Source organism: Thiosulfativibrio zosterae (assembly GCF_011398155.1).
Taxonomy (GTDB): Bacteria; Pseudomonadota; Gammaproteobacteria; order Thiomicrospirales; family Thiomicrospiraceae; genus Thiosulfativibrio; species Thiosulfativibrio zosterae.
Genome location: NZ_AP021888.1, coordinates 571,923 through 589,850 on the forward strand (window position 1 = coordinate 571,923; position 17,928 = coordinate 589,850).

The window sequence follows — 17,928 nt, forward strand, 5'->3', positions numbered from 1 at the left end:
TTTCGTGGGCATTTCGTGTAAATTAAGAGTCAAATCTTAAATGGAGTAAGAATTAATGGCTACTATTAACCAGTTGGTGCGTAAGCCGCGTAAAGATAAAGTAAAAGTATCAAACGTTCGTGCGTTAGAAGCTTGTCCTCAGCGTCGCGGTGTTTGTACGCGTGTTTATACAACAACCCCTAAAAAGCCTAACTCTGCCCTGCGTAAAGTTGCTCGTGTACGTTTAACGAATGGTTTTGAAGTTTCTACCTACATTGGTGGTGAAGGTCATAACCTACAAGAACACTCCGTGATCCTTATTCGCGGTGGTCGTGTAAAAGATTTGCCTGGTGTGCGTTATCACACAGTGCGTGGTGCATTAGACTGCGCAGGTGTGACTAAGCGTAAACAAGGTCGTTCAAAGTACGGTGCGAAGCGTCCAAAAGCTTAATTGCTTTTAACATACCCTTTGCAATATTAGAAATACATTTATACCGGAAGAGTTAAGAATGGCAAGAAGAAGAGAAATACCAAAAAGATTGGTTTTACCCGATCCTAAGTTTGGTGATACTACGTTAACAAAATTTGTTAACATGATTATGGTAAGCGGGAAAAAGGCTGTAGCTGAAAAAATCGTATATGACGCATTAGATGTTGTTGTTGAGAGAAAAAAAGGTGGAGACCACGCTTTATTATTAAGAGAAGCATTAGATAATGTTGGTCCAATGGTTGAGGTTAAATCTCGCCGTGTAGGTGGAGCAACTTATCAAGTACCAGTAGAAGTCCGTCCTGAGCGTAAAGTTGCTTTAGCTATGCGTTGGTTAGTTGACGCTTCTCGTAAGAGAAGTGAAAAGGGCATGATGCTTAGATTAGCAGGTGAGTTGTCTGACGCGCTTGAAAATCGTGGTTCTGCGATCAAGAAGAAAGAAGATACCCATCGAATGGCAGAGGCTAACAAAGCCTTCTCACATTTCCGTTGGTAATCTAATTGAGGCCCTGGAAAGGGCCTTTATTATTTGTGTTTTAATAAAAGGTTATTAAAGTGGCACGTACAACTCCTTTAGAAAGATATCGTAATATCGGTATCATGGCCCACATTGATGCGGGTAAAACAACAACAACTGAGCGTATTTTGTATTACACCGGTGTTTCTCATAAAATTGGTGAGGTTCATGACGGTGGCGCAACCATGGACTGGATGGAGCAAGAGCAAGAACGTGGTATTACCATTACTTCTGCAGCGACAACAGCGCATTGGAGCGGGATGGCTAAGCAATATGCACAGCACCGTATTAACATTATCGATACGCCAGGTCACGTTGACTTTACAATCGAAGTAGAGCGTTCATTGCGTGTTTTAGATGGTGCGGTTACTTGTTTCTGTTCAGTTTCTGGTGTAGAGCCTCAGTCTGAAACAGTGTGGCGCCAAGCGGATAAGTATGGCGTTCCTCGTATGGGCTTTGTTAATAAAATGGACAGAGCTGGAGCTAATTTCTTGAATGTTAACCAGATGGTTATCGATCGTCTAGGTGCAAAACCTGTGCCTATGCAGTTACCAATTGGTGCAGAAGAAACTTTCCGTGGTGTAGTTGACTTGGTTAAGATGCAAGCAATCTACTGGGAAGAAGAGAATATGGGTATGCAGTACCGATATGAAGACATTCCTGCAGACATGATTAAATTGTGTCAAGAATGGCGCGAAAAAATGGTGGAGTCTGCCGCCGAAGCATCTGAAGAATTAATGGATAAATATCTTGAAGAAGGTGATTTGTCAGAAGCTGAAATTAAAGAAGGTATTCGTAAGCGTTGTATCGCAGTTGAAATCGTACCTATGTTCTGTGGTTCTGCCTTTAAAAATAAAGGTGTTCAAACTTTACTTGATGGTGTTATTGATTACTTGCCTGCGCCAATTGATGTTCCTGCGATTAAAGGTGAGCTTGAAGATGGTACACCAGCAGAGCGTCATTCGACTGATGACGAGCCTTTTGCAGCACTTGCATTCAAAATCATGACAGATCCTTATGTTGGGACGCTTACATTTATGCGTGTTTACTCTGGTTTCTTGGCAGCAGGAAGTCCAGTGTATAACTCGGTTAAGCAGAAGCGTGAACGCGTAGGTCGTATGTTGCAAATGCATGCAAACTCTCGTGAAGAGATTAAAGAAGTGCGTGCAGGTGAGATTGCTTGTGCCGTTGGTCTTAAAGATACAACGACTGGTGATACTTTGTGTGATCCAGACAATAGAATTATTCTTGAGCGTATGGATTTCCCAGAGCCAGTAATTTCGATTGCAATTGAGCCTAAAACCAAAGCTGACCAAGAAAAAATGGGTATTGCTTTAGGTAAATTGGCAGCTGAGGATCCTTCTTTCCGTGTACATACGGATGAAGAAACAGGCGAAACGATTATTTCTGGTATGGGTGAATTGCATTTAGACATCATCGTTGATCGTATGAAGCGCGAATTTAGTGTTGAGGCAAATATTGGTGCGCCTCAAGTTTCTTACCGTGAAACTATTCGCACTGCTGTTGAAGCTGAAGGTAAATTTGTTCGTCAGTCTGGTGGTCGTGGTCAGTATGGGCATGTTGTATTCAAAATGTTCCCACAAGAACCTGGTACTGGCTTTGAATTCGTCAATAGCACAGTAGGTGGTTCTGTTCCGCGTGAATACATCAGTGCGGTTGAGAAAGGTGCAAAAGCTCAATTGGAAAACGGTGTAATTGCTGGCTTCCCAATGGTTGATGTTAAAGTTGAATTGATTGATGGTTCATACCATGATGTTGACTCAAACGAAATGGCGTTCAGTGTTGCTGCTGGTATGGGTGTTAAAGCCGGTGCTGCAAAAGCAAATCCTGTAATTCTTGAGCCAATCATGGCTGTAGAAGTAACAACGCCTGAAGAGTATATGGGTGACATCATTGGTGACCTTAACCGTCGTCGCGGCTTAGTATTGGCTATGGATGACATTCCGACTGGAAAGTCAGTAAAAGCTGAGGTACCACTTTCAGAGATGTTTGGTTATTCTAACCAAATGCGTTCTTTGACTCAGGGTCGCGCTAACTACAGCATGGAGTTCAAGAAATACAATGACGCTCCTCGTAACATTCAAGAAGAAATTATCGCAAAGTCGAAAAAAGGTTCTTAATTAAACTTTAGCCCCGTTGGCGGGGCTTCTAATAAGGTAGATAAAAATGGCAAAAGCAAAGTTTGAACGCTCAAAACCGCACGTAAACGTTGGAACTATCGGTCACGTAGACCATGGTAAGACCACATTAACAGCGGCATTAACAATTGTACAAGCACGTAAATTTGGTGGAGAAGTTAAAGACTACGGTCAAATTGACAACGCACCAGAAGAAAGAGAGCGTGGAATCACCATCTCTACATCACACGTAGAATACGAATCAGAAGCCCGTCACTACGCACACGTAGACTGCCCAGGCCACGCTGACTATGTTAAAAACATGATCACTGGTGCTGCACAGATGGACGGCGCAATCCTAGTATGTTCAGCAGCTGACGGCCCAATGCCACAGACTCGTGAACACATCCTATTATCACGTCAAGTAGGTGTACCATACATTGTAGTATTCCTAAACAAAGCAGACATGGTAGACGACGAAGAGTTAATGGAACTAGTAGAAATGGAAATCCGCGAACTACTAGACATGTACGACTTCCCAGGTGATGACACACCAGTAATCATGGGTTCTGCACTAAAAGCAATCGAAGGTGACCAATCAGAAATCGGTGAACCAGCAATTGCGCGTTTAGTAGAAGCACTAGATACCTACATCCCAACACCAACTCGTGAAACAGACAAGCCATTCTTAATGCCAGTAGAAGACATCTTCTCAATCCAAGGCCGTGGAACAGTAGCAACTGGACGTATCGAAACTGGTGTGATCAAAGTAGGTGAAACAGTACAAATTATCGGTATTCGCCCAACCACTGAAACAACAGTAACTGGTGTAGAAATGTTCCGTAAACTACTAGACCAAGGTGAAGCGGGTGACAACGTAGGTATCCTATTACGTGGAACCAAGCGTGAAGACATCGAACGTGGTCAAGTATTGGCACACAAAGGCACAGTAACTCCACACACCAAGTTCGAAGCAGAAGTTTACGTACTAGGTAAAGATGAAGGTGGTCGTCATACACCATTCTTCAACGGCTATCGTCCACAGTTCTATTTCCGTACCACTGACGTAACTGGCGCATGTCAATTACCAGCGGGTGTTGAAATGGTAATGCCAGGTGATAACGTACAGATGACTGTAGAGTTGATCAACCCAATCGCCATGTCAGAAGGTCTACGTTTCGCAATCCGCGAAGGTGGTCGTACTGTAGGTGCGGGTGTTGTTGCTAAAATTCTTGCTTAATATTTAGTTAAGTACAGCGTTTTGTAAAAAGAGAGCTTCGGCTCTCTTTTTTTATTTTAAATTAATAAGTTGCAGTTTAAAAAAGAAGTCAGTATAATCCGCTTCTTTAGTTTGTGGGTGCTTTCAGTGCATCTGCTTTTCTATATCTTAAAATAACGAGAATGAAATTATGGCGACTCAGAATATTCGTATTCGCTTGAAAGCGTTTGATCATAGATTGATTGATCAATCTGCTAAAGAAATTACTGAGACAGCAAAAAGAACTGGTGCACAAGTCCGTGGTCCAATTCCTATGCCTACTCGTAAAGAGCGTTTTACAATTTTGGTTTCACCGCATGTTAACAAAGATGCGCGTGACCAATATGAGCTTCGTACTCACAAAAGAATGCTAGATATCGTTGATCCTACAGATAAAACTGTAGATGCATTGATGAAATTAGATCTTGCTGCGGGTGTGGATGTTCAACTAGAGTTACGTTAATTCGTAACAAGTGCTAGCTATCAATCGTAATAGCTAGGTTTAATAATAATGAGGTGTATTATGAGTATTGGTGTCATTGGGCATAAGATTGGTATGACTCGTATTTTTGATGAATCAGGTGTTTCTACGCCTGTTACAGTCATCGAAGTTCAGCCAAATAGAATTACTCAATTAAAAACTGCTTCAATTGATGGCTATTCTGCAGTCCAGGTTACTTTAGGTAAAAAGCACGCTGGTCGTGTTTCTAAGCCTGAAGCCGGTCACTTTGCAAAAGCTGGTGTTGAAGCAGGCGTTGGTTTGTGGGAATTTCGTGTAGATTCTGACACAGATCTAGCTGGTTTAGAATTGGGTGGAGAGATTACTGTTGCACAACTTTCAGATTTGAATGTAGTTGATGTGACTGGTGTTACGAAAGGTAAGGGTTTCCAGGGTGGAGTTAAGCGTCATAATTTCAGAACGCAAGACATGACTCACGGTAACTCTGTTTCTCACAGAGCACCTGGTTCTATCGGTCAAAACCAAACCCCTGGTCGTGTATTTAAGGGTAAGAAAATGGCGGGGCACATGGGTGCAGTTCGTCAGACTACTCAAAACCTTGGCTTAGTCAAAGTAGATGTTGAAAACAATCTTTTATTGATTAAAGGTGCAGTTCCTGGTGCTAAAGGTAGCACTGTTATTGTACGTAAGACAGTCAAGTAAGGCGGGTGTCATGGAATTTAAATTAATTGAATTAACAACTGGTAAAGAATCAGGTTCTGTATCAGTTGCAGAAAATGTATTTGGCGTTGAGTTTAACGAGTCATTGGTTCATCAAGTAGTTACTGCTTACATGAATGGTGCTCGTTCTGGAACTAAAGGCCAAAAAAATAGAGCAGCAGTCAGCGGTGGTGGTGCAAAGCCTTGGAATCAAAAAGGTTCTGGACGCGCTCGTGCCGGTACTTCTCGTAGTCCAATTTGGGTTGGTGGTGGTCGTGCATTTGCTGGTCACAATAGAGATTTTTCTCAAAAAGTAAATCGTAAAATGTACCGTGGTGCAATGCGTTCAATTATTTCTGAGCTTGGTCGTACTGGTCGTTTGGTGATTGTTGATGAGTTTAAGATTGATGCGCCTAAGACTAAAGAATTTAAAGCAAAATTAGCAAACCTTAGCATTGAAGATGTTTTAGTTGTTACTGAAGGTTTTGATGAGTATTTATACTTGTCAGCTCGTAATTTATATCATGCAGATGTGTGTGATGTTGCGTCTTTAGATCCAGTAAGTTTGATTGGCTTTAAGAATGTCATTATGACTCAAGGTGCTGTTAGACAGCTTGAGGAGAGCTTAGCATGAAGCAAGAACGTTTATTAAAAGTATTGTTGGCTCCACATATTTCTGAGAAGTCAGCTTATGCAGCTGAAGCTAATCAGTACGTATTTAAAGTCGAGCCTACTGCAACTAAGCCAGAAGTAAAGGCAGCGGTAGAGTCACTTTTTAATGTAAAAGTACAGTCAGTAAACATGATTAACTTAAAGGGCAAAACAAAAGTCTTTAAGGGTCGTGTTGGTAAACGCAATGGTGTGCGTAAGGCAATCGTTCGTTTGGTAGAAGGTCAAGAAATTGACTTTTCTGGCGCGGAATAAGGAGTCTTCTGATGGCAATTATTAAAAAATCAAAGCCAACCTCTCCAGGTCGTCGCTTTGTTGTTCAGATTGTTGAACCAACATTGCACAAAGGCAAACCACATGCAGCTTTATTAGAAAAAAAATCTAAGAAAGGTGGTCGTAATTCAAATGGTCGTATTACTGTTCGTCACCAAGGTGGTGGTCATAAGCAACATTACCGTTTAGTAGATTTTAAACGTGATAAAGATGGTATTCCAGCAACTGTTGAGCGTTTAGAGTACGATCCAAACCGTACAGCTCATATTGCTTTAATTAAGTATGCAGATGGACACCGTGCCTATATCCTAGCACCTAAAAATGTTACAGCAGGCGATGTTATTGAGTCTGGTGCGCATGTGTCTATTAAGCCAGGAAATTGTTTACCTTTAAGAAACATCCCGGTTGGTACAGTTGTGCATGCATTGGAAATGCGTCCAGGAAAGGGTGCACAGATTGCACGTAGTGCTGGTGCGGCAGTTCAAATTGCAGGTCGTGATGGTGCTTATGTTTTAGTAAAACTTCGTTCTGGTGAAATGCGTAAGATTCTTTCTGAATGTCGCGCAACTATCGGTGAAGTGGGTAATTCAGAACACAGTCTTCGTAAGCTAGGTAAGGCCGGTGCTTCTCGTTGGAGAGGTGTTAGACCTACTGTTCGTGGTGTTGCGATGAACCCTGTTGACCATCCGCACGGTGGTGGTGAAGGTCGTTCTTCCGGTGGTCGTCACCCTGTCAGTCCATGGGGTGTTCCAACTAAAGGTAAGAAGACTCGTAGTAATAAGCGTACTGATAAAATGATCGTACGTCGTAGAAACAGTAAGTAAGGAAGGATTCATGCCACGTTCAGTTAAAAAAGGTCCTTTTGTAGATCATCACCTTTATAAAAAGGTGATGGAGGCACAAGAATCTGGTAATAAGCGTCCAATTAAAACTTGGTCAAGAAGATCGGTGATTTTACCCGATATGATTGGTTTAACTCTTGCCGTTCATAACGGTAAAGAACATATCCCAGTATTTGTATCAGAAAATATGGTTGGCCATAAATTAGGTGAGTTCTCTATGACTAGAACTTTCCGTGGTCATGCTGCTGATAAAAAAGCTAAGCGATAGGAGAATAATCATGCAAGTCAGTGCAACACATAAATTTGCTCGTATCTCTCCTCAAAAAGCTCGTTTAGTAGCAGATATGATTAGAGGGAAAGATGTCGAGTCAGCCGTCAATATTCTAACTTTTAGCAATAAAAAAGCAGCTGAGTTAATTAAGAAAGTACTTAATTCAGCCATTGCAAATGCTGAGAATAATGAAGGTGCAGATATCGATGAACTAAAAGTAACTGCAACCTTTATCAATGAAGGTCCAATTATGAAGCGTATGCGTGCGAGAGCAAAGGGTCGTGGAAACCGTATCCAAAAGCGTATTAGTCATATTACAGTTACTGTTGGCGATAAGTAAGGAGAACCAGAATGGGTCAAAAAGTACATCCAGTAGGTATTCGTTTAGGAATTACCAAGGATTGGAACGCTCGCTGGTATGCGGATAGTAAGCACTATTCGGATTTCCTTGTAAGCGATGTCGAAATCAGAAAGATTTTAAATGAAAAATTATCACATGCTTCAATCAGTAAGATTCACATTGAGCGTGTTGCTAATGGAGTGCGTGTAACACTTCATACTGCGCGTCCAGGTGTTGTTATTGGTAAAAAAGGTGAAGATATTGAGAAAATCAAACAGTTGTTAATGGCTAAGACTGGCCTACCTGTCAATATCAATATCGAAGAAATTAAAAAGCCTGAGTTGGATGCTAAATTGGTTGCTGAGAGTATTGCTCAGCAACTAGAAAAACGTATCCAGTTTAGACGTGCAATGAAGCGTGCTGTTGGCAATGCTATGCGTATTGGTGCTGGTGGAATCAAAGTGAACATTTCTGGCCGTTTAAACGGTGCTGAAATTGCTCGTGCTGAATGGTATCGTGAAGGTCGTGTGCCTCTACATACTTTCCGTGCTGATATTGATTATGCGACTTTTGAAGCAGATACAACCTACGGGAAAATTGGTGTTAAAGTTTGGATCTTTAAAGGTGAAAAGCTTGGTAAATTTTCTCTAGATAACGAAAAGCAAGCTACTGCCAAAAAAGGCCGCAACTAAAAGGATACTAAATTATGTTATTACCTAAACGTACAAAGTTTAGAAAAGTTCATAAAGGGCGTAACCGTGGTTTGGCTTTAGTTGGTAATAAAGTAAGCTTCGGTGAGTTCGGCTTAAAAGCTGTTGAGCGTGGCCGTATGACATCAAGACAAATTGAAGCCGGTCGTCGTGTTATGACTCGTAAAGTAAAACGTGGTGCTAAGATTTGGATTCGTGTATTCCCTGATAAGCCAATTACCAGTAAGCCTCTTGAGGTTCGTATGGGTAAAGGTAAAGGGAGTGTTGAATATTGGGTTGCTCAAATTCAACCAGGTCGTATGATTTATGAAATGCAGGGTGTTGAGGAAACAGTTGCTCGTGAAGCTTTTGAGCTTGCAGCTGCTAAGTTACCATTTAAGACCCAGTTTGTAACAAGAACGGTGATGTAAGATGTCAGTAAAATCATTACAAGAAAAATCGGTTGATGAGTTACGCGCAGAGTTAATCGCTTTGTTGCAAGAGCAATTTAACTTAAGAATGCAACATGCAACTGGTCAGTTGAAAAATACTGCTCAATTGAAGGCCGTCCGTCGTTCTGTTGCAAGAGTTAAAACCATCATTCGTCAAAAAGTGAGTAAATAAGAATGTCTGGTACAGAAACAAAAGCACGTATGATGCAAGGAACAGTTGTTAGCAATAGCATGCAATCATCTATTGTTGTAAAAATTGATCGTTTCGTTAAGCATCCAAAGTATAAGAAGTTTATTAGAAAGTCTACAAAAGTTATGGCTCACGATGCTGAAAATGCATGTGAAGTTGGTGATACTGTTTCTATTAAAGAATGCAGACCATTATCAAAGAACAAAACTTGGACTTTAGTCAGTATTGACGCAAAAGCTAAACTTTAATATTTAACAATTTAAATTTTTAGCAAATAACCGCCAAAATAACCAAGCCATGAAAATGGGACTAGTTATTCTGGTGGTTTTTGTGCTATAATCGTTTTTTTTCACAATTTAAGTATGGAGTATCACCATGATTCAGATGCAAACAGTACTTGATGTTGCTGATAACAGTGGCGCTAAACGCGTTCAATGTATAAAAGTATTGGGCGGTTCAAAGCGTCGTTATGCTGGTATTGGTGATGTTATTAAGGTTGCAATTAAAGAAGCAGCCCCTCGTGGAAAGGTCAAGAAAGGTGATGTATACAATGCGGTTGTTGTCAGAACAGCTAAGGGTGTACGTCGTCCAGATGGTTCGTTAATTAAATTTGATGGCAATGCTGCTGTTATTCTTAATAACAAAAAAGAGCCAATTGGAACCCGTATCTTTGGACCAGTAACTCGTGAGCTAAGAAATGAAAAATTTATGAAAATTGTTTCATTAGCTCCTGAAGTGTTATAAGGATTTAGATAATGAATCGTTTGAAAAAAGGTGATGAAGTAATCATCATTACTGGTAGAGATAAAGCTAAGAAAGGTTCAATTTCTGCTGTTCTATCAGGTGACAAAGTAATCGTTGATGGTATTAACTTAGTCAAAAAGCATGTCAAAGCAAATCCAATGACTGGTGAGCAAGGTGGTATCGTTTCGAAAGAAATGCCTATTGCTGCATCAAATGTTGCTTTATATAACCCTGAAACACAAAAAGCTGACAAGGTCGGTGTACGTGTAGAAGATGGTGTTAAAGTGCGTTTCTTTAAATCTACAGGAAAAGCGGTTGACGCTTAATTAGGTTAGGAATATGGCAAGATTAAAAAAAATTTATAAAGAAGAAGTATTACCAAAGCTTATGGAAAAGTTTGGTTATTCTTCTCCTATGCAAGCACCTAAACTGTTAAAGATTACAGTTAACATGGGTGTCGGCGATGCAATTGCAGACAAGAAAGTTCTTGATAATGCAGTTGCTGATATGGAAGCAATTACAGGTCAAAAAGTTGTTCGCACCTTGGCTCGTAAATCAGTTGCTAGCTTTAAGGTCCGTGATGGATATCCTTTGGGTTGTAAAGTAACTTTACGTGGCGAAAAAATGTATGAATTTTTAGACCGTTTAGTGAATATTGCTTTACCACGCGTTAGAGACTTCCAAGGCGTCAATGCAAAAGCATTTGATGGCCGTGGTAACTATAACCTAGGTCTTAAAGAGCAAATCATTTTCCCTGAAATTGAATTTGAAAAAGTCGATAAGATTCGTGGTATGGATATTAACTTCGCTACAACTGCAGCAACAAATGAAGAAGCTAAAGCTTTATTAGAAGCATTTAACTTCCCGTTTAAGAAGTAAGGAGTATCTCGTGGCTAAGAAATCAATGATTGCTAGAGAGAACAAAAGAGCTGAGACTGTTGCTAAGTATGCTGATAAGCGTGCTGAATTAAAGGCTGCAACAGTTAATATCAATTTAAGTTATGAAGAGCGTTTAGATGCAATTGAGAAGTTAAGTAAACTACCTCGCAATTCTTCTTCAGTTCGTCAGCGTAACCGCTGTCGTTTGACTGGGCGCCCTCATGGTGTTTATAGAAAGTTTGGTTTATCACGTAACATGCTAAGAATTTTAGCAATGCAAGGTGATGTTCCAGGTTTAAGAAAAGCTAGTTGGTAAGGATTAAGTAATATGAGTATGTCTGATCCAATTGCGGATATGTTAACTCGCATCAGAAATGGCCAGATGGCTGGTCATTCAAATGTTGTCATTCCTTCTTCAAAAGTTAAGGTTGCCTTAGCTAAAGTTCTTAAAGATGAAGGTTATGTAAATACATATAGCATTAAAGAAGTAAACGGTAAGTCTGAGTTGTCTGTTGATCTTAAGTACTATGAAGGTAAGCCTGTCATAGAAATGATCAAGCGTGTTAGTAGACCAGGTTTACGTGTTTATAAAAATAAAAATGAATTACCACAAGTAATTGCTGGTATGGGTGTAGCTATTATTTCTACATCTCAAGGAATCATGTCTGATCGTCAAGCTCGTACTGCGGGTGTTGGTGGTGAGATTATTTGTTACGTTGCTTAAGGAGATTTAGATGTCAAGAATTGCAAAGTCTCCAATTACATTACCCTCTGGTGTTGATGTAAAAGTAAATGGAACAATGGTAACTGTTAAAGGCGCTAAGGCAACTTTGGAAAAACAGTTAAACAATAAAGTCGTTATTAACATTGCTGATAATGTAATCAATGTTAGTCCAGTCTCTGAAAGTATTGAAAACTGGGCACAAGCCGGAACTGCAAGAGCTTTAATCAATAATATGGTTAAAGGTGTAACAGTTGGTTTCGAAAAGAAACTTATTTTGGTTGGTGTTGGTTATCGTGCGAAAGCTGAAGGTCAAAATCTTAATTTGACATTAGGTTTTTCTCACCCAGTAAATCATGCAATCCCAGCTGGAATTACAGTTGAAACCCCAACACAGACAGAAATCTTAATTAAAGGTGCTGATAAACAGGTTGTTGGTCAAATTGCTTCAGAAATTCGTGGATACCGTCCTCCTGAGCCTTATAAAGGTAAGGGTGTTAAGTATTCTGATGAGTTTATTCTTCGCAAAGAAGCTAAGAAGAAATAGGTAGGGAATTGAAAATGGATAAAAAAACTACCAGACTTCGTAGAGCTAAAAAAGTAAGAGCTAAAATTGCTACTCAAAAAGTTGCACGCTTAAGTATCCACAGAACACCAAGACATATTTATGCGCAGTTGATTTCAGCTGATGGTGTGACTGTTGTTGCTTCAAGTTCTACTTTACAAGCAGAAGTCAAAAAAGAAATCAGCTATTCTGGTAACAAGGATGCTGCAAAAGTTGTTGGTAAATTCATCGCTGAAAAAGCAAAAGCTGCAGGTATTACTGCAGTTGCCTTTGATCGTTCTGGTTTTAAATACCATGGCCGTGTAAAAGATTTAGCTGATTCTGCGCGTGAAAACGGACTAGAGTTTTAATAAAAGGGTTCAAAATGTCTTCAAAGGAATTACAAGAAGGTCAAGATGGCCTAGTTGAAAAGCTCGTTTCTGTTCGCCGTGTTGCTAAAGTAGTAAAGGGTGGTCGTGTATTTGCGTTCTCAGCACTAACTGTTGTTGGTGATGGAGAAGGTCGAGTTGGTTATGGAAGTGGTAAGGCAAGTGAAGTTCCTGTTGCAATTAAAAAGGCAATGGAGCAAGCTCGTCGTAACATGAAGTCTGTTAGCTTAGATGGCAGCACTTTACAGTATCCAATTAACTTCAAGCAAGGTGCAGCTAACATTGTTATGATGCCAGCTTCTGAAGGTACTGGTGTTATTGCTGGTGGTGCAATGCGTGCTGTTCTTGAAGCAGCGGGTGTTAAGGATGTATTGGCTAAATGTATCGGTACAACTAGACCTGTAAACGTAGTACGTTCAACCGTAAATGCATTAACTGGAATGAGCAGCCCAGAACTAATCGCGGCAAAACGTGGTAAAACTGTTGCTGAAATTTTAGGTGAATAAGATGGCTGATCAAAAAAAATTAAGTGTTACTTTGGTTAAAAGTTCTATTGGTCGTATTCCTAAGCATGTAGCATGCGTTAAGGGTTTAGGTCTTAGAAGAATGCACCATACTGTAACGGTTATTGATACTCCTGAAAATCGTGGAATGATCAATAAAGTTTCATATATGTTAAAAGTTGAGGAAGCATAAGATGCAACTAAATACTTTACAACCCGCTGAAGGCGCTAAAAAAGCCTATAAGCGTAGAGGTCGTGGACAAGGTTCTGGCTTAGGTAAGATGGGTGGCCGTGGTCACAAGGGACAAAAGTCTCGTTCTGGTGGTATGCCAAGAATCGGTTTTGAAGGTGGTCAAATGCCTTTACAACGTCGTCTACCAAAAGTTGGTTTCACGTCACGCAAAGCAGCAAGCGTTGCAGAGATTCGTTTAGATACCTTGTCTAAAATTGATGCTGAAATTATTGATGTTGCCGTTTTAAAAGCAGCAGATTTTTTTTCTGACACAATTAAAGAAGTTAAGGTAATCAATTCTGGCGAATTAACAAAAGCAGTAAAATTGTCAGGTTTGAGAATTACAGAATCGGCTAAATCAGCTGTTTTAGCAGCCGGTGGTTCAGTCGAGTAATTTATGAAGAGTCAAGCAAGCGTATCAAGTGGAGCTGGTGAGTTAAAAAATAAAATATTTTTTGTACTTGCTGCTCTCATTATTTATAGATTAGGAACTCATGTTCCTGTTCCTTTAATTGATCCAATTGCTCTGGCTGCAATGTTTGAACAACAAAAAGGTACCATTCTTGACATGTTTAACATGTTTTCGGGTGGTGCCTTGCAACGTTTATCTATTCTGGCTTTAGGGATTATGCCCTATATTTCAGCATCTATCATTATGCAGCTTTTAACGGTGGTTTCCCCAACCTTAGAGCAGATTAAAAAAGATGGTGAAGCAGGTCGTCGTAAAATCACCCAATATACTCGTTATGGAACAGTTGTATTAGCAACTTTTCAGGCATTAGGTGTGGCGATTGCGCTTGAATCGCAGAACATAAATGGCATGTCAGTCGTTGTTCAAGCTGGATTTATGTTCAAATTAATTGCAGTTGTAACACTGGTCAGTGGAACAATCTTTTTAATGTGGTTAGGTGAGCAAATTACAGAAAGAGGTATTGGTAACGGTATTTCTTTAATTATTTTTGCTGGTATTGTTGCTGGATTACCGTCAGCTCTTGGTGGTACTTTCGAACAAGTTAATTCAGGTGCTTTACATGCTATTACCATTTTTATTTTATTAGCTTTGGTTTTTGCAGTAATCGCCTTTGTTGTATTTGTAGAAAGAGGTCAGCGTAGAATTCCAATACATTACGCACAGCAAATGCGTGGTCGTAAGTTCTATGGTGGTCAAGAAGGTCATCTACCACTTAAATTAAATATGGCAGGCGTTATTCCTCCTATCTTCGCATCAAGTATTATTTTGTTTCCTGCGACTTTGGGTGGTTGGTTTGGATCTGCTGAAAATTTAGGTTGGTTAAAAGATATAGCAACAACTATGTCACCTGGTCAGCCTTTGTATATATTATTTTATGCAATGGCAATTATATTCTTCTGCTTCTTTTATACAGCGATTGTTTTCAATCCTGATGAAATTGCAGATAACTTAAAAAAATCTGGTGCTCAGATTCAAGGTTTGCGTCCTGGTCCACAGACTGCGCGTAAGATTGACAGTATTATGGGTCGCCTCACTTTAGCGGGTGCGGTATATATTACAGCGGTGTGTTTGTTACCAGAGTTTCTAATTTTGTATTGGAATGTTCCTTTCTATTTTGGTGGAACCTCCTTGTTGATTATCGTTATTGTTGTTATGGATTTCATGACGCAAATTCAAACGCATATGCAGTCAGGTCAATACGAAAAGATGATGAAAAAAGCAAATCTAAAGGGTAGATAATTCTTTTTGAATTATCTCTAGTAATTTATTGTGATTATGGGTATAATTGCCCGTTTTCGAAAGATGGATAGTTAAGGAGCGCAAAATGGCTCGTATTGCCGGCGTAAACATTCCAGCGAACAAGCATATTGTTATTGGTTTAAGATCAATTTTTGGTATTGGTCAAACTTCTGCACAAAAGATTTGTGCAGCTGCAAATATTAACCCTGTAACTAAGGTTCGCGAACTAACTGAAGATCAGTTAGAAGCACTTCGTACTGAAGTCACAAACTATAAAATTGAAGGTGATTTACGTCGTGACATTTCTATGAACATCAAGCGTTTGATGGACATGGGTTGTTACAGAGGTATTCGTCACCGTCGCAGTCTTCCTGTACGTGGACAAAAAACTAAAACCAATGCTCGTACTCGTAAGGGTCCTAAAAAACCAATCAAGAGATAATAAGCATTAATTTGCGAGATTAAGTTATGGCAAAATCAAATTCGCGTGTTGCAGTAAAGAAAAAGAATAGACATGTAGTCACTGATGCAGTGGCGCATGTTCATGCTACTTTTAACAACACCATTATTACGATTACTGATCGCACTGGAAACACACTAAGCTGGGCAACTGCCGGTGGAAGTGGTTTCCGTGGTTCAAGAAAAAGTACACCATTTGCTGCTCAAGTTGCTGCTGAAAAAGCAGGTCAATTGGCTACCGAATATGGTGTTAAAAATATGGATGTCATGGTCAAAGGACCAGGTCCAGGGCGTGATTCAGCTGTGAGAGGACTTAACAGTGTTGGTTTTAAAATTACATCGATTTCTGATGTAACGCCAATTCCACACAATGGTTGTCGTCCACCGAAAAAACGTCGCGTATAAAATTCTGAGGTAATCATGGCTAGATATATTGGTCCAAAGTGTAAACTATCTCGTCGCGAAGGTACTGATCTATTTCTTAAAAGCGGTGTTCGTAGCATCGAATCTAAGTGTAAGATTGATCAGTTACCTGGGCAGCACGGGGCAGGTCGTAAGCGCGTAACCGAATATGGTTTACAGCTACGTGAAAAACAAAAAGTTCGTCGTATTTACGGTGTACTAGAAAAGAAATTCCGTTTGTATTACAAAGAAGCTGACCGTCGTAAGGGTTCAACTGGTGTTAACTTGTTGCAAATTCTTGAAAGCCGTTTAGACAACGTAGTCTATCGTATGGGCTTTGCCTCTACACGTGCTGAAGCTCGTCAGTTGGTATCTCACAAGGCTATCCAAGTAAACGGTTCAAATGTAAATATCCCTTCGTATGAAGTTTCTGCAGGTGATGTTATCAGTGTTCGTGAAAAATCAAAAAACCAAAGCCGTATTGTTGCTGCGATGGGAATGAGTGTTCAAGCTGGTCATGTTAGCTGGGTAGAAGTTGATTCAAACAAACTTGAAGGAACTTATAAAGCAGTTCCTGATCGTTCTGATTTGTCTGCTGATATCGCTGAAAACTTGATTGTTGAGCTTTACTCTAAGTAATACTGATACGGAGAAAATTTCTAATGCAAGAAATGTTAGAACAACTACTAACCCCGCGTTTGGTTGATATTAAAAGAGTTTCAGATTTCCATAGTCGTGTTGTTCTTGAACCAATGGAACGTGGTTTCGGTCATACATTAGGTAATTCTCTCAGAAGAATTTTATTATCTTCTATGCCAGGTGCAGCTCTTGTTGAAGCTCAAATTGATGGTGTTCTTCACGAATATTCTTCTATTGAAGGTGTTCGTGAAGATGTTCTTGAGATTTTGTTAAATCTTAAAGAAGTTTCTATAAAGCTAAACCAGAAATCTGAAGCTCAATTAACTTTGAACAAGAAAGGCCCAGCAATCGTAACTGCTGCTGATATTCAGTTAAATCATGATGTAGAAATCATGAACCCTGATCTAGTCATAGCCCACCTGAGTGAAGGTGCTGTATTAAATATGACTTTAAAGGCTGAAAAAGGTATTGGTTATCGCGCAGCAGTACAGTCTGATTCTGATAGTTCAACAGGCGTTGGCGTTTTAAAGCTAGATGCTAGCTTTAGTCCAGTTCATACCGTAAGTTATGAAGTGCAAAACGCGCGTGTTGAACAAAGAACTGACCTTGATAAACTAATTTTAGAAGTCGTCACAGATGGTACTTTAGATCCTGAAGATGCAATTAAGCAAGCAGCTACAGTTCTGCATTATCAACTACGCGCATTCGTTGATTTGAAGCATCAAGAGATTGAAACGGTTGAAGAGCCCCAAGAAGAATACGATCCAATTTATTTACAACCTGTAGATGACTTGGAGCTAACTGTTCGTTCTGCAAATTGTTTGAAAGCTGAACAAATCTACTATATTGGTGATCTTGTTCAACGTGCTGAATCACATTTATTGAAAACACCTAACTTGGGTAAAAAGTCTTTACAAGAAATTAAAGATATTTTGGCTCAAAGAGGCTTGAGTTTAGGTACTAAATTAGAAAATTGGCCACCCGCTAGCCTTGTTAGCAAAGAGTCAATTTAATTAGAAGGAAGCTATTATGCGTCATCGCAAAAGTGGTCGTAAATTAGGTCGCAACAGCTCTCATCGTAAGGCTATGTTTAGCAACATGACTTCGTCTTTAATTGCTCATGAAGTTATTAAAACGACTGTTGCTAAAGCAAAAGAGTTACGTGGTGTTGCTGAGCCTTTAATTACTTTGGCTAAAGAAGACAGTGTTCATAACCGTCGTCTTGCTTTTTCTCGTTTACGTGATAAAGCTGCCGTTGGCAAATTGTTTACTGAGATTGGTCCTCGTTACCAGACTCGTCCAGGTGGATATATCCGCATTTTAAAATGTGGTTTCCGCGATGGTGACAATGCACCTATGGCATATGTTGAGTTGGTGGATCGTCCTGCCGCTCAAGCTGCTGAGTAAGACCAAAAAAAGCCAGTTTAACTGGCTTTTTTTT

31 protein-coding genes are annotated in these 17,928 nt (G+C 39.9%); all 31 read left to right on the forward strand.

The window, feature by feature from the left end:
- The first annotated feature begins 55 nt into the window (after positions 1 to 55).
- The 31 genes from rpsL to rplQ all read left to right on the forward strand — a co-directional run bounded on the left by rpsL (position 56) and on the right by rplQ (position 17,894).
- Positions 56 to 430 (forward strand): 30S ribosomal protein S12, encoded by a 375-nt coding sequence (gene rpsL / locus THMIRH_RS02305; RefSeq protein ID WP_173290368.1) that lies wholly within the window; start codon positions 56 to 58, stop codon positions 428 to 430.
- A gap of 58 nt (positions 431 to 488) precedes the next feature.
- Positions 489 to 962 (forward strand): 30S ribosomal protein S7, encoded by a 474-nt coding sequence (gene rpsG, locus THMIRH_RS02310; protein WP_173290369.1) that lies wholly within the window; start codon positions 489 to 491, stop codon positions 960 to 962.
- A 59-nt stretch (positions 963 to 1,021) separates the two neighbouring features.
- A complete protein-coding gene (gene fusA, locus THMIRH_RS02315; protein ID WP_173290371.1) occupies positions 1,022 to 3,124 on the forward strand; it encodes an elongation factor G in 2,103 nt (700 codons plus the stop codon).
- 46 nt (positions 3,125 to 3,170) lie between these two features.
- Positions 3,171 to 4,361 carry an elongation factor Tu gene (gene tuf, locus THMIRH_RS02320; RefSeq protein ID WP_173290349.1) on the forward strand — a complete coding sequence of 397 codons (1,191 nt, stop codon included), beginning with the start codon at positions 3,171 to 3,173 and terminating at the stop codon, positions 4,359 to 4,361.
- A gap of 169 nt (positions 4,362 to 4,530) precedes the next feature.
- Complete coding sequence (rpsJ, locus tag THMIRH_RS02325; RefSeq protein WP_173290373.1) at positions 4,531 to 4,842, forward strand: 30S ribosomal protein S10; 312 nt, start codon at positions 4,531 to 4,533, stop codon at positions 4,840 to 4,842.
- A 60-nt stretch (positions 4,843 to 4,902) separates the two neighbouring features.
- Complete coding sequence (rplC, locus tag THMIRH_RS02330; RefSeq protein ID WP_173290375.1) at positions 4,903 to 5,541, forward strand: 50S ribosomal protein L3; 639 nt, start codon at positions 4,903 to 4,905, stop codon at positions 5,539 to 5,541.
- Between the two features lie 10 nt (positions 5,542 to 5,551).
- A complete protein-coding gene (gene rplD, locus THMIRH_RS02335; RefSeq protein WP_173290377.1) occupies positions 5,552 to 6,172 on the forward strand; it encodes a 50S ribosomal protein L4 in 621 nt (206 codons plus the stop codon).
- Positions 6,169 to 6,462 (forward strand): 50S ribosomal protein L23, encoded by a 294-nt coding sequence (gene rplW, locus THMIRH_RS02340; RefSeq protein WP_173290379.1) that lies wholly within the window; start codon positions 6,169 to 6,171, stop codon positions 6,460 to 6,462. The genes rplD and rplW overlap by 4 nt, the downstream gene beginning before the upstream one ends.
- 11 nt (positions 6,463 to 6,473) lie before the next feature.
- Positions 6,474 to 7,304, forward strand: a complete 831-nt coding sequence (gene rplB, locus THMIRH_RS02345) for a 50S ribosomal protein L2 (protein ID WP_173290381.1) — start codon at positions 6,474 to 6,476, stop codon at positions 7,302 to 7,304.
- 10 nt (positions 7,305 to 7,314) lie between these two features.
- On the forward strand, positions 7,315 to 7,590 hold the full coding sequence (gene rpsS, locus THMIRH_RS02350) for a 30S ribosomal protein S19 (protein WP_173290383.1): 276 nt from the start codon (positions 7,315 to 7,317) through the stop codon (positions 7,588 to 7,590).
- Positions 7,591 to 7,600: 10 nt separating this feature from the next.
- Positions 7,601 to 7,933: a 50S ribosomal protein L22 gene (gene rplV, locus THMIRH_RS02355; protein ID WP_198415237.1), complete on the forward strand. Its 333-nt coding sequence runs from the start codon at positions 7,601 to 7,603 to the stop codon at positions 7,931 to 7,933.
- Between the two features lie 11 nt (positions 7,934 to 7,944).
- Positions 7,945 to 8,625, forward strand: a complete 681-nt coding sequence (gene rpsC, locus THMIRH_RS02360) for a 30S ribosomal protein S3 (RefSeq protein ID WP_173290385.1) — start codon at positions 7,945 to 7,947, stop codon at positions 8,623 to 8,625.
- A gap of 14 nt (positions 8,626 to 8,639) precedes the next feature.
- Positions 8,640 to 9,053, forward strand: a complete 414-nt coding sequence (gene rplP / locus THMIRH_RS02365) for a 50S ribosomal protein L16 (protein WP_173290387.1) — start codon at positions 8,640 to 8,642, stop codon at positions 9,051 to 9,053.
- 1 nt (position 9,054) lies between these two features.
- Complete coding sequence (gene rpmC, locus THMIRH_RS02370; RefSeq protein WP_173290389.1) at positions 9,055 to 9,246, forward strand: 50S ribosomal protein L29; 192 nt, start codon at positions 9,055 to 9,057, stop codon at positions 9,244 to 9,246.
- A gap of 2 nt (positions 9,247 to 9,248) precedes the next feature.
- The gene (rpsQ, locus tag THMIRH_RS02375; RefSeq protein WP_173290391.1) at positions 9,249 to 9,512 is read left to right on the forward strand and encodes a 30S ribosomal protein S17; all 264 of its coding nucleotides are present in this window, start codon (positions 9,249 to 9,251) and stop codon (positions 9,510 to 9,512) included.
- Between the two features lie 127 nt (positions 9,513 to 9,639).
- The gene (rplN, locus tag THMIRH_RS02380; protein ID WP_173290393.1) at positions 9,640 to 10,008 is read left to right on the forward strand and encodes a 50S ribosomal protein L14; all 369 of its coding nucleotides are present in this window, start codon (positions 9,640 to 9,642) and stop codon (positions 10,006 to 10,008) included.
- A gap of 11 nt (positions 10,009 to 10,019) precedes the next feature.
- Positions 10,020 to 10,334: a 50S ribosomal protein L24 gene (rplX, locus tag THMIRH_RS02385; protein ID WP_173290395.1), complete on the forward strand. Its 315-nt coding sequence runs from the start codon at positions 10,020 to 10,022 to the stop codon at positions 10,332 to 10,334.
- Between the two features lie 13 nt (positions 10,335 to 10,347).
- A complete protein-coding gene (rplE, locus tag THMIRH_RS02390; RefSeq protein ID WP_173290397.1) occupies positions 10,348 to 10,887 on the forward strand; it encodes a 50S ribosomal protein L5 in 540 nt (179 codons plus the stop codon).
- A gap of 10 nt (positions 10,888 to 10,897) precedes the next feature.
- Positions 10,898 to 11,203 carry a 30S ribosomal protein S14 gene (rpsN, locus tag THMIRH_RS02395; protein WP_173290399.1) on the forward strand — a complete coding sequence of 102 codons (306 nt, stop codon included), beginning with the start codon at positions 10,898 to 10,900 and terminating at the stop codon, positions 11,201 to 11,203.
- A gap of 12 nt (positions 11,204 to 11,215) precedes the next feature.
- Positions 11,216 to 11,611: a 30S ribosomal protein S8 gene (rpsH, locus tag THMIRH_RS02400; RefSeq protein WP_173290401.1), complete on the forward strand. Its 396-nt coding sequence runs from the start codon at positions 11,216 to 11,218 to the stop codon at positions 11,609 to 11,611.
- Between the two features lie 10 nt (positions 11,612 to 11,621).
- Entirely contained in the window at positions 11,622 to 12,155 is a 534-nt protein-coding gene (gene rplF / locus THMIRH_RS02405; RefSeq protein ID WP_173290403.1) for a 50S ribosomal protein L6, read from the forward strand.
- A gap of 14 nt (positions 12,156 to 12,169) precedes the next feature.
- On the forward strand, positions 12,170 to 12,523 hold the full coding sequence (gene rplR / locus THMIRH_RS02410) for a 50S ribosomal protein L18 (protein WP_173290406.1): 354 nt from the start codon (positions 12,170 to 12,172) through the stop codon (positions 12,521 to 12,523).
- A 14-nt stretch (positions 12,524 to 12,537) separates the two neighbouring features.
- Positions 12,538 to 13,047 carry a 30S ribosomal protein S5 gene (gene rpsE, locus THMIRH_RS02415; RefSeq protein ID WP_173290408.1) on the forward strand — a complete coding sequence of 170 codons (510 nt, stop codon included), beginning with the start codon at positions 12,538 to 12,540 and terminating at the stop codon, positions 13,045 to 13,047.
- Position 13,048: 1 nt separating this feature from the next.
- Positions 13,049 to 13,237, forward strand: a complete 189-nt coding sequence (rpmD, locus tag THMIRH_RS02420) for a 50S ribosomal protein L30 (RefSeq protein WP_173290410.1) — start codon at positions 13,049 to 13,051, stop codon at positions 13,235 to 13,237.
- Between the two features lies 1 nt (position 13,238).
- The gene (gene rplO, locus THMIRH_RS02425) at positions 13,239 to 13,670 is read left to right on the forward strand and encodes a 50S ribosomal protein L15 (protein WP_173290412.1); all 432 of its coding nucleotides are present in this window, start codon (positions 13,239 to 13,241) and stop codon (positions 13,668 to 13,670) included.
- 3 nt (positions 13,671 to 13,673) lie between these two features.
- On the forward strand, positions 13,674 to 14,987 hold the full coding sequence (gene secY, locus THMIRH_RS02430) for a preprotein translocase subunit SecY (RefSeq protein ID WP_173290414.1): 1,314 nt from the start codon (positions 13,674 to 13,676) through the stop codon (positions 14,985 to 14,987).
- 85 nt (positions 14,988 to 15,072) lie between these two features.
- Positions 15,073 to 15,429 carry a 30S ribosomal protein S13 gene (rpsM, locus tag THMIRH_RS02435; RefSeq protein ID WP_173290417.1) on the forward strand — a complete coding sequence of 119 codons (357 nt, stop codon included), beginning with the start codon at positions 15,073 to 15,075 and terminating at the stop codon, positions 15,427 to 15,429.
- 26 nt (positions 15,430 to 15,455) lie between these two features.
- A complete protein-coding gene (rpsK, locus tag THMIRH_RS02440; protein WP_173290419.1) occupies positions 15,456 to 15,851 on the forward strand; it encodes a 30S ribosomal protein S11 in 396 nt (131 codons plus the stop codon).
- A 15-nt stretch (positions 15,852 to 15,866) separates the two neighbouring features.
- Positions 15,867 to 16,487: a 30S ribosomal protein S4 gene (gene rpsD / locus THMIRH_RS02445; RefSeq protein ID WP_173290421.1), complete on the forward strand. Its 621-nt coding sequence runs from the start codon at positions 15,867 to 15,869 to the stop codon at positions 16,485 to 16,487.
- Between the two features lie 23 nt (positions 16,488 to 16,510).
- Positions 16,511 to 17,500 carry a DNA-directed RNA polymerase subunit alpha gene (locus tag THMIRH_RS02450; protein ID WP_173290423.1) on the forward strand — a complete coding sequence of 330 codons (990 nt, stop codon included), beginning with the start codon at positions 16,511 to 16,513 and terminating at the stop codon, positions 17,498 to 17,500.
- A 16-nt stretch (positions 17,501 to 17,516) separates the two neighbouring features.
- Positions 17,517 to 17,894: a 50S ribosomal protein L17 gene (rplQ, locus tag THMIRH_RS02455; RefSeq protein ID WP_173290425.1), complete on the forward strand. Its 378-nt coding sequence runs from the start codon at positions 17,517 to 17,519 to the stop codon at positions 17,892 to 17,894.
- The last annotated feature ends 34 nt before the right edge of the window (positions 17,895 to 17,928 follow it).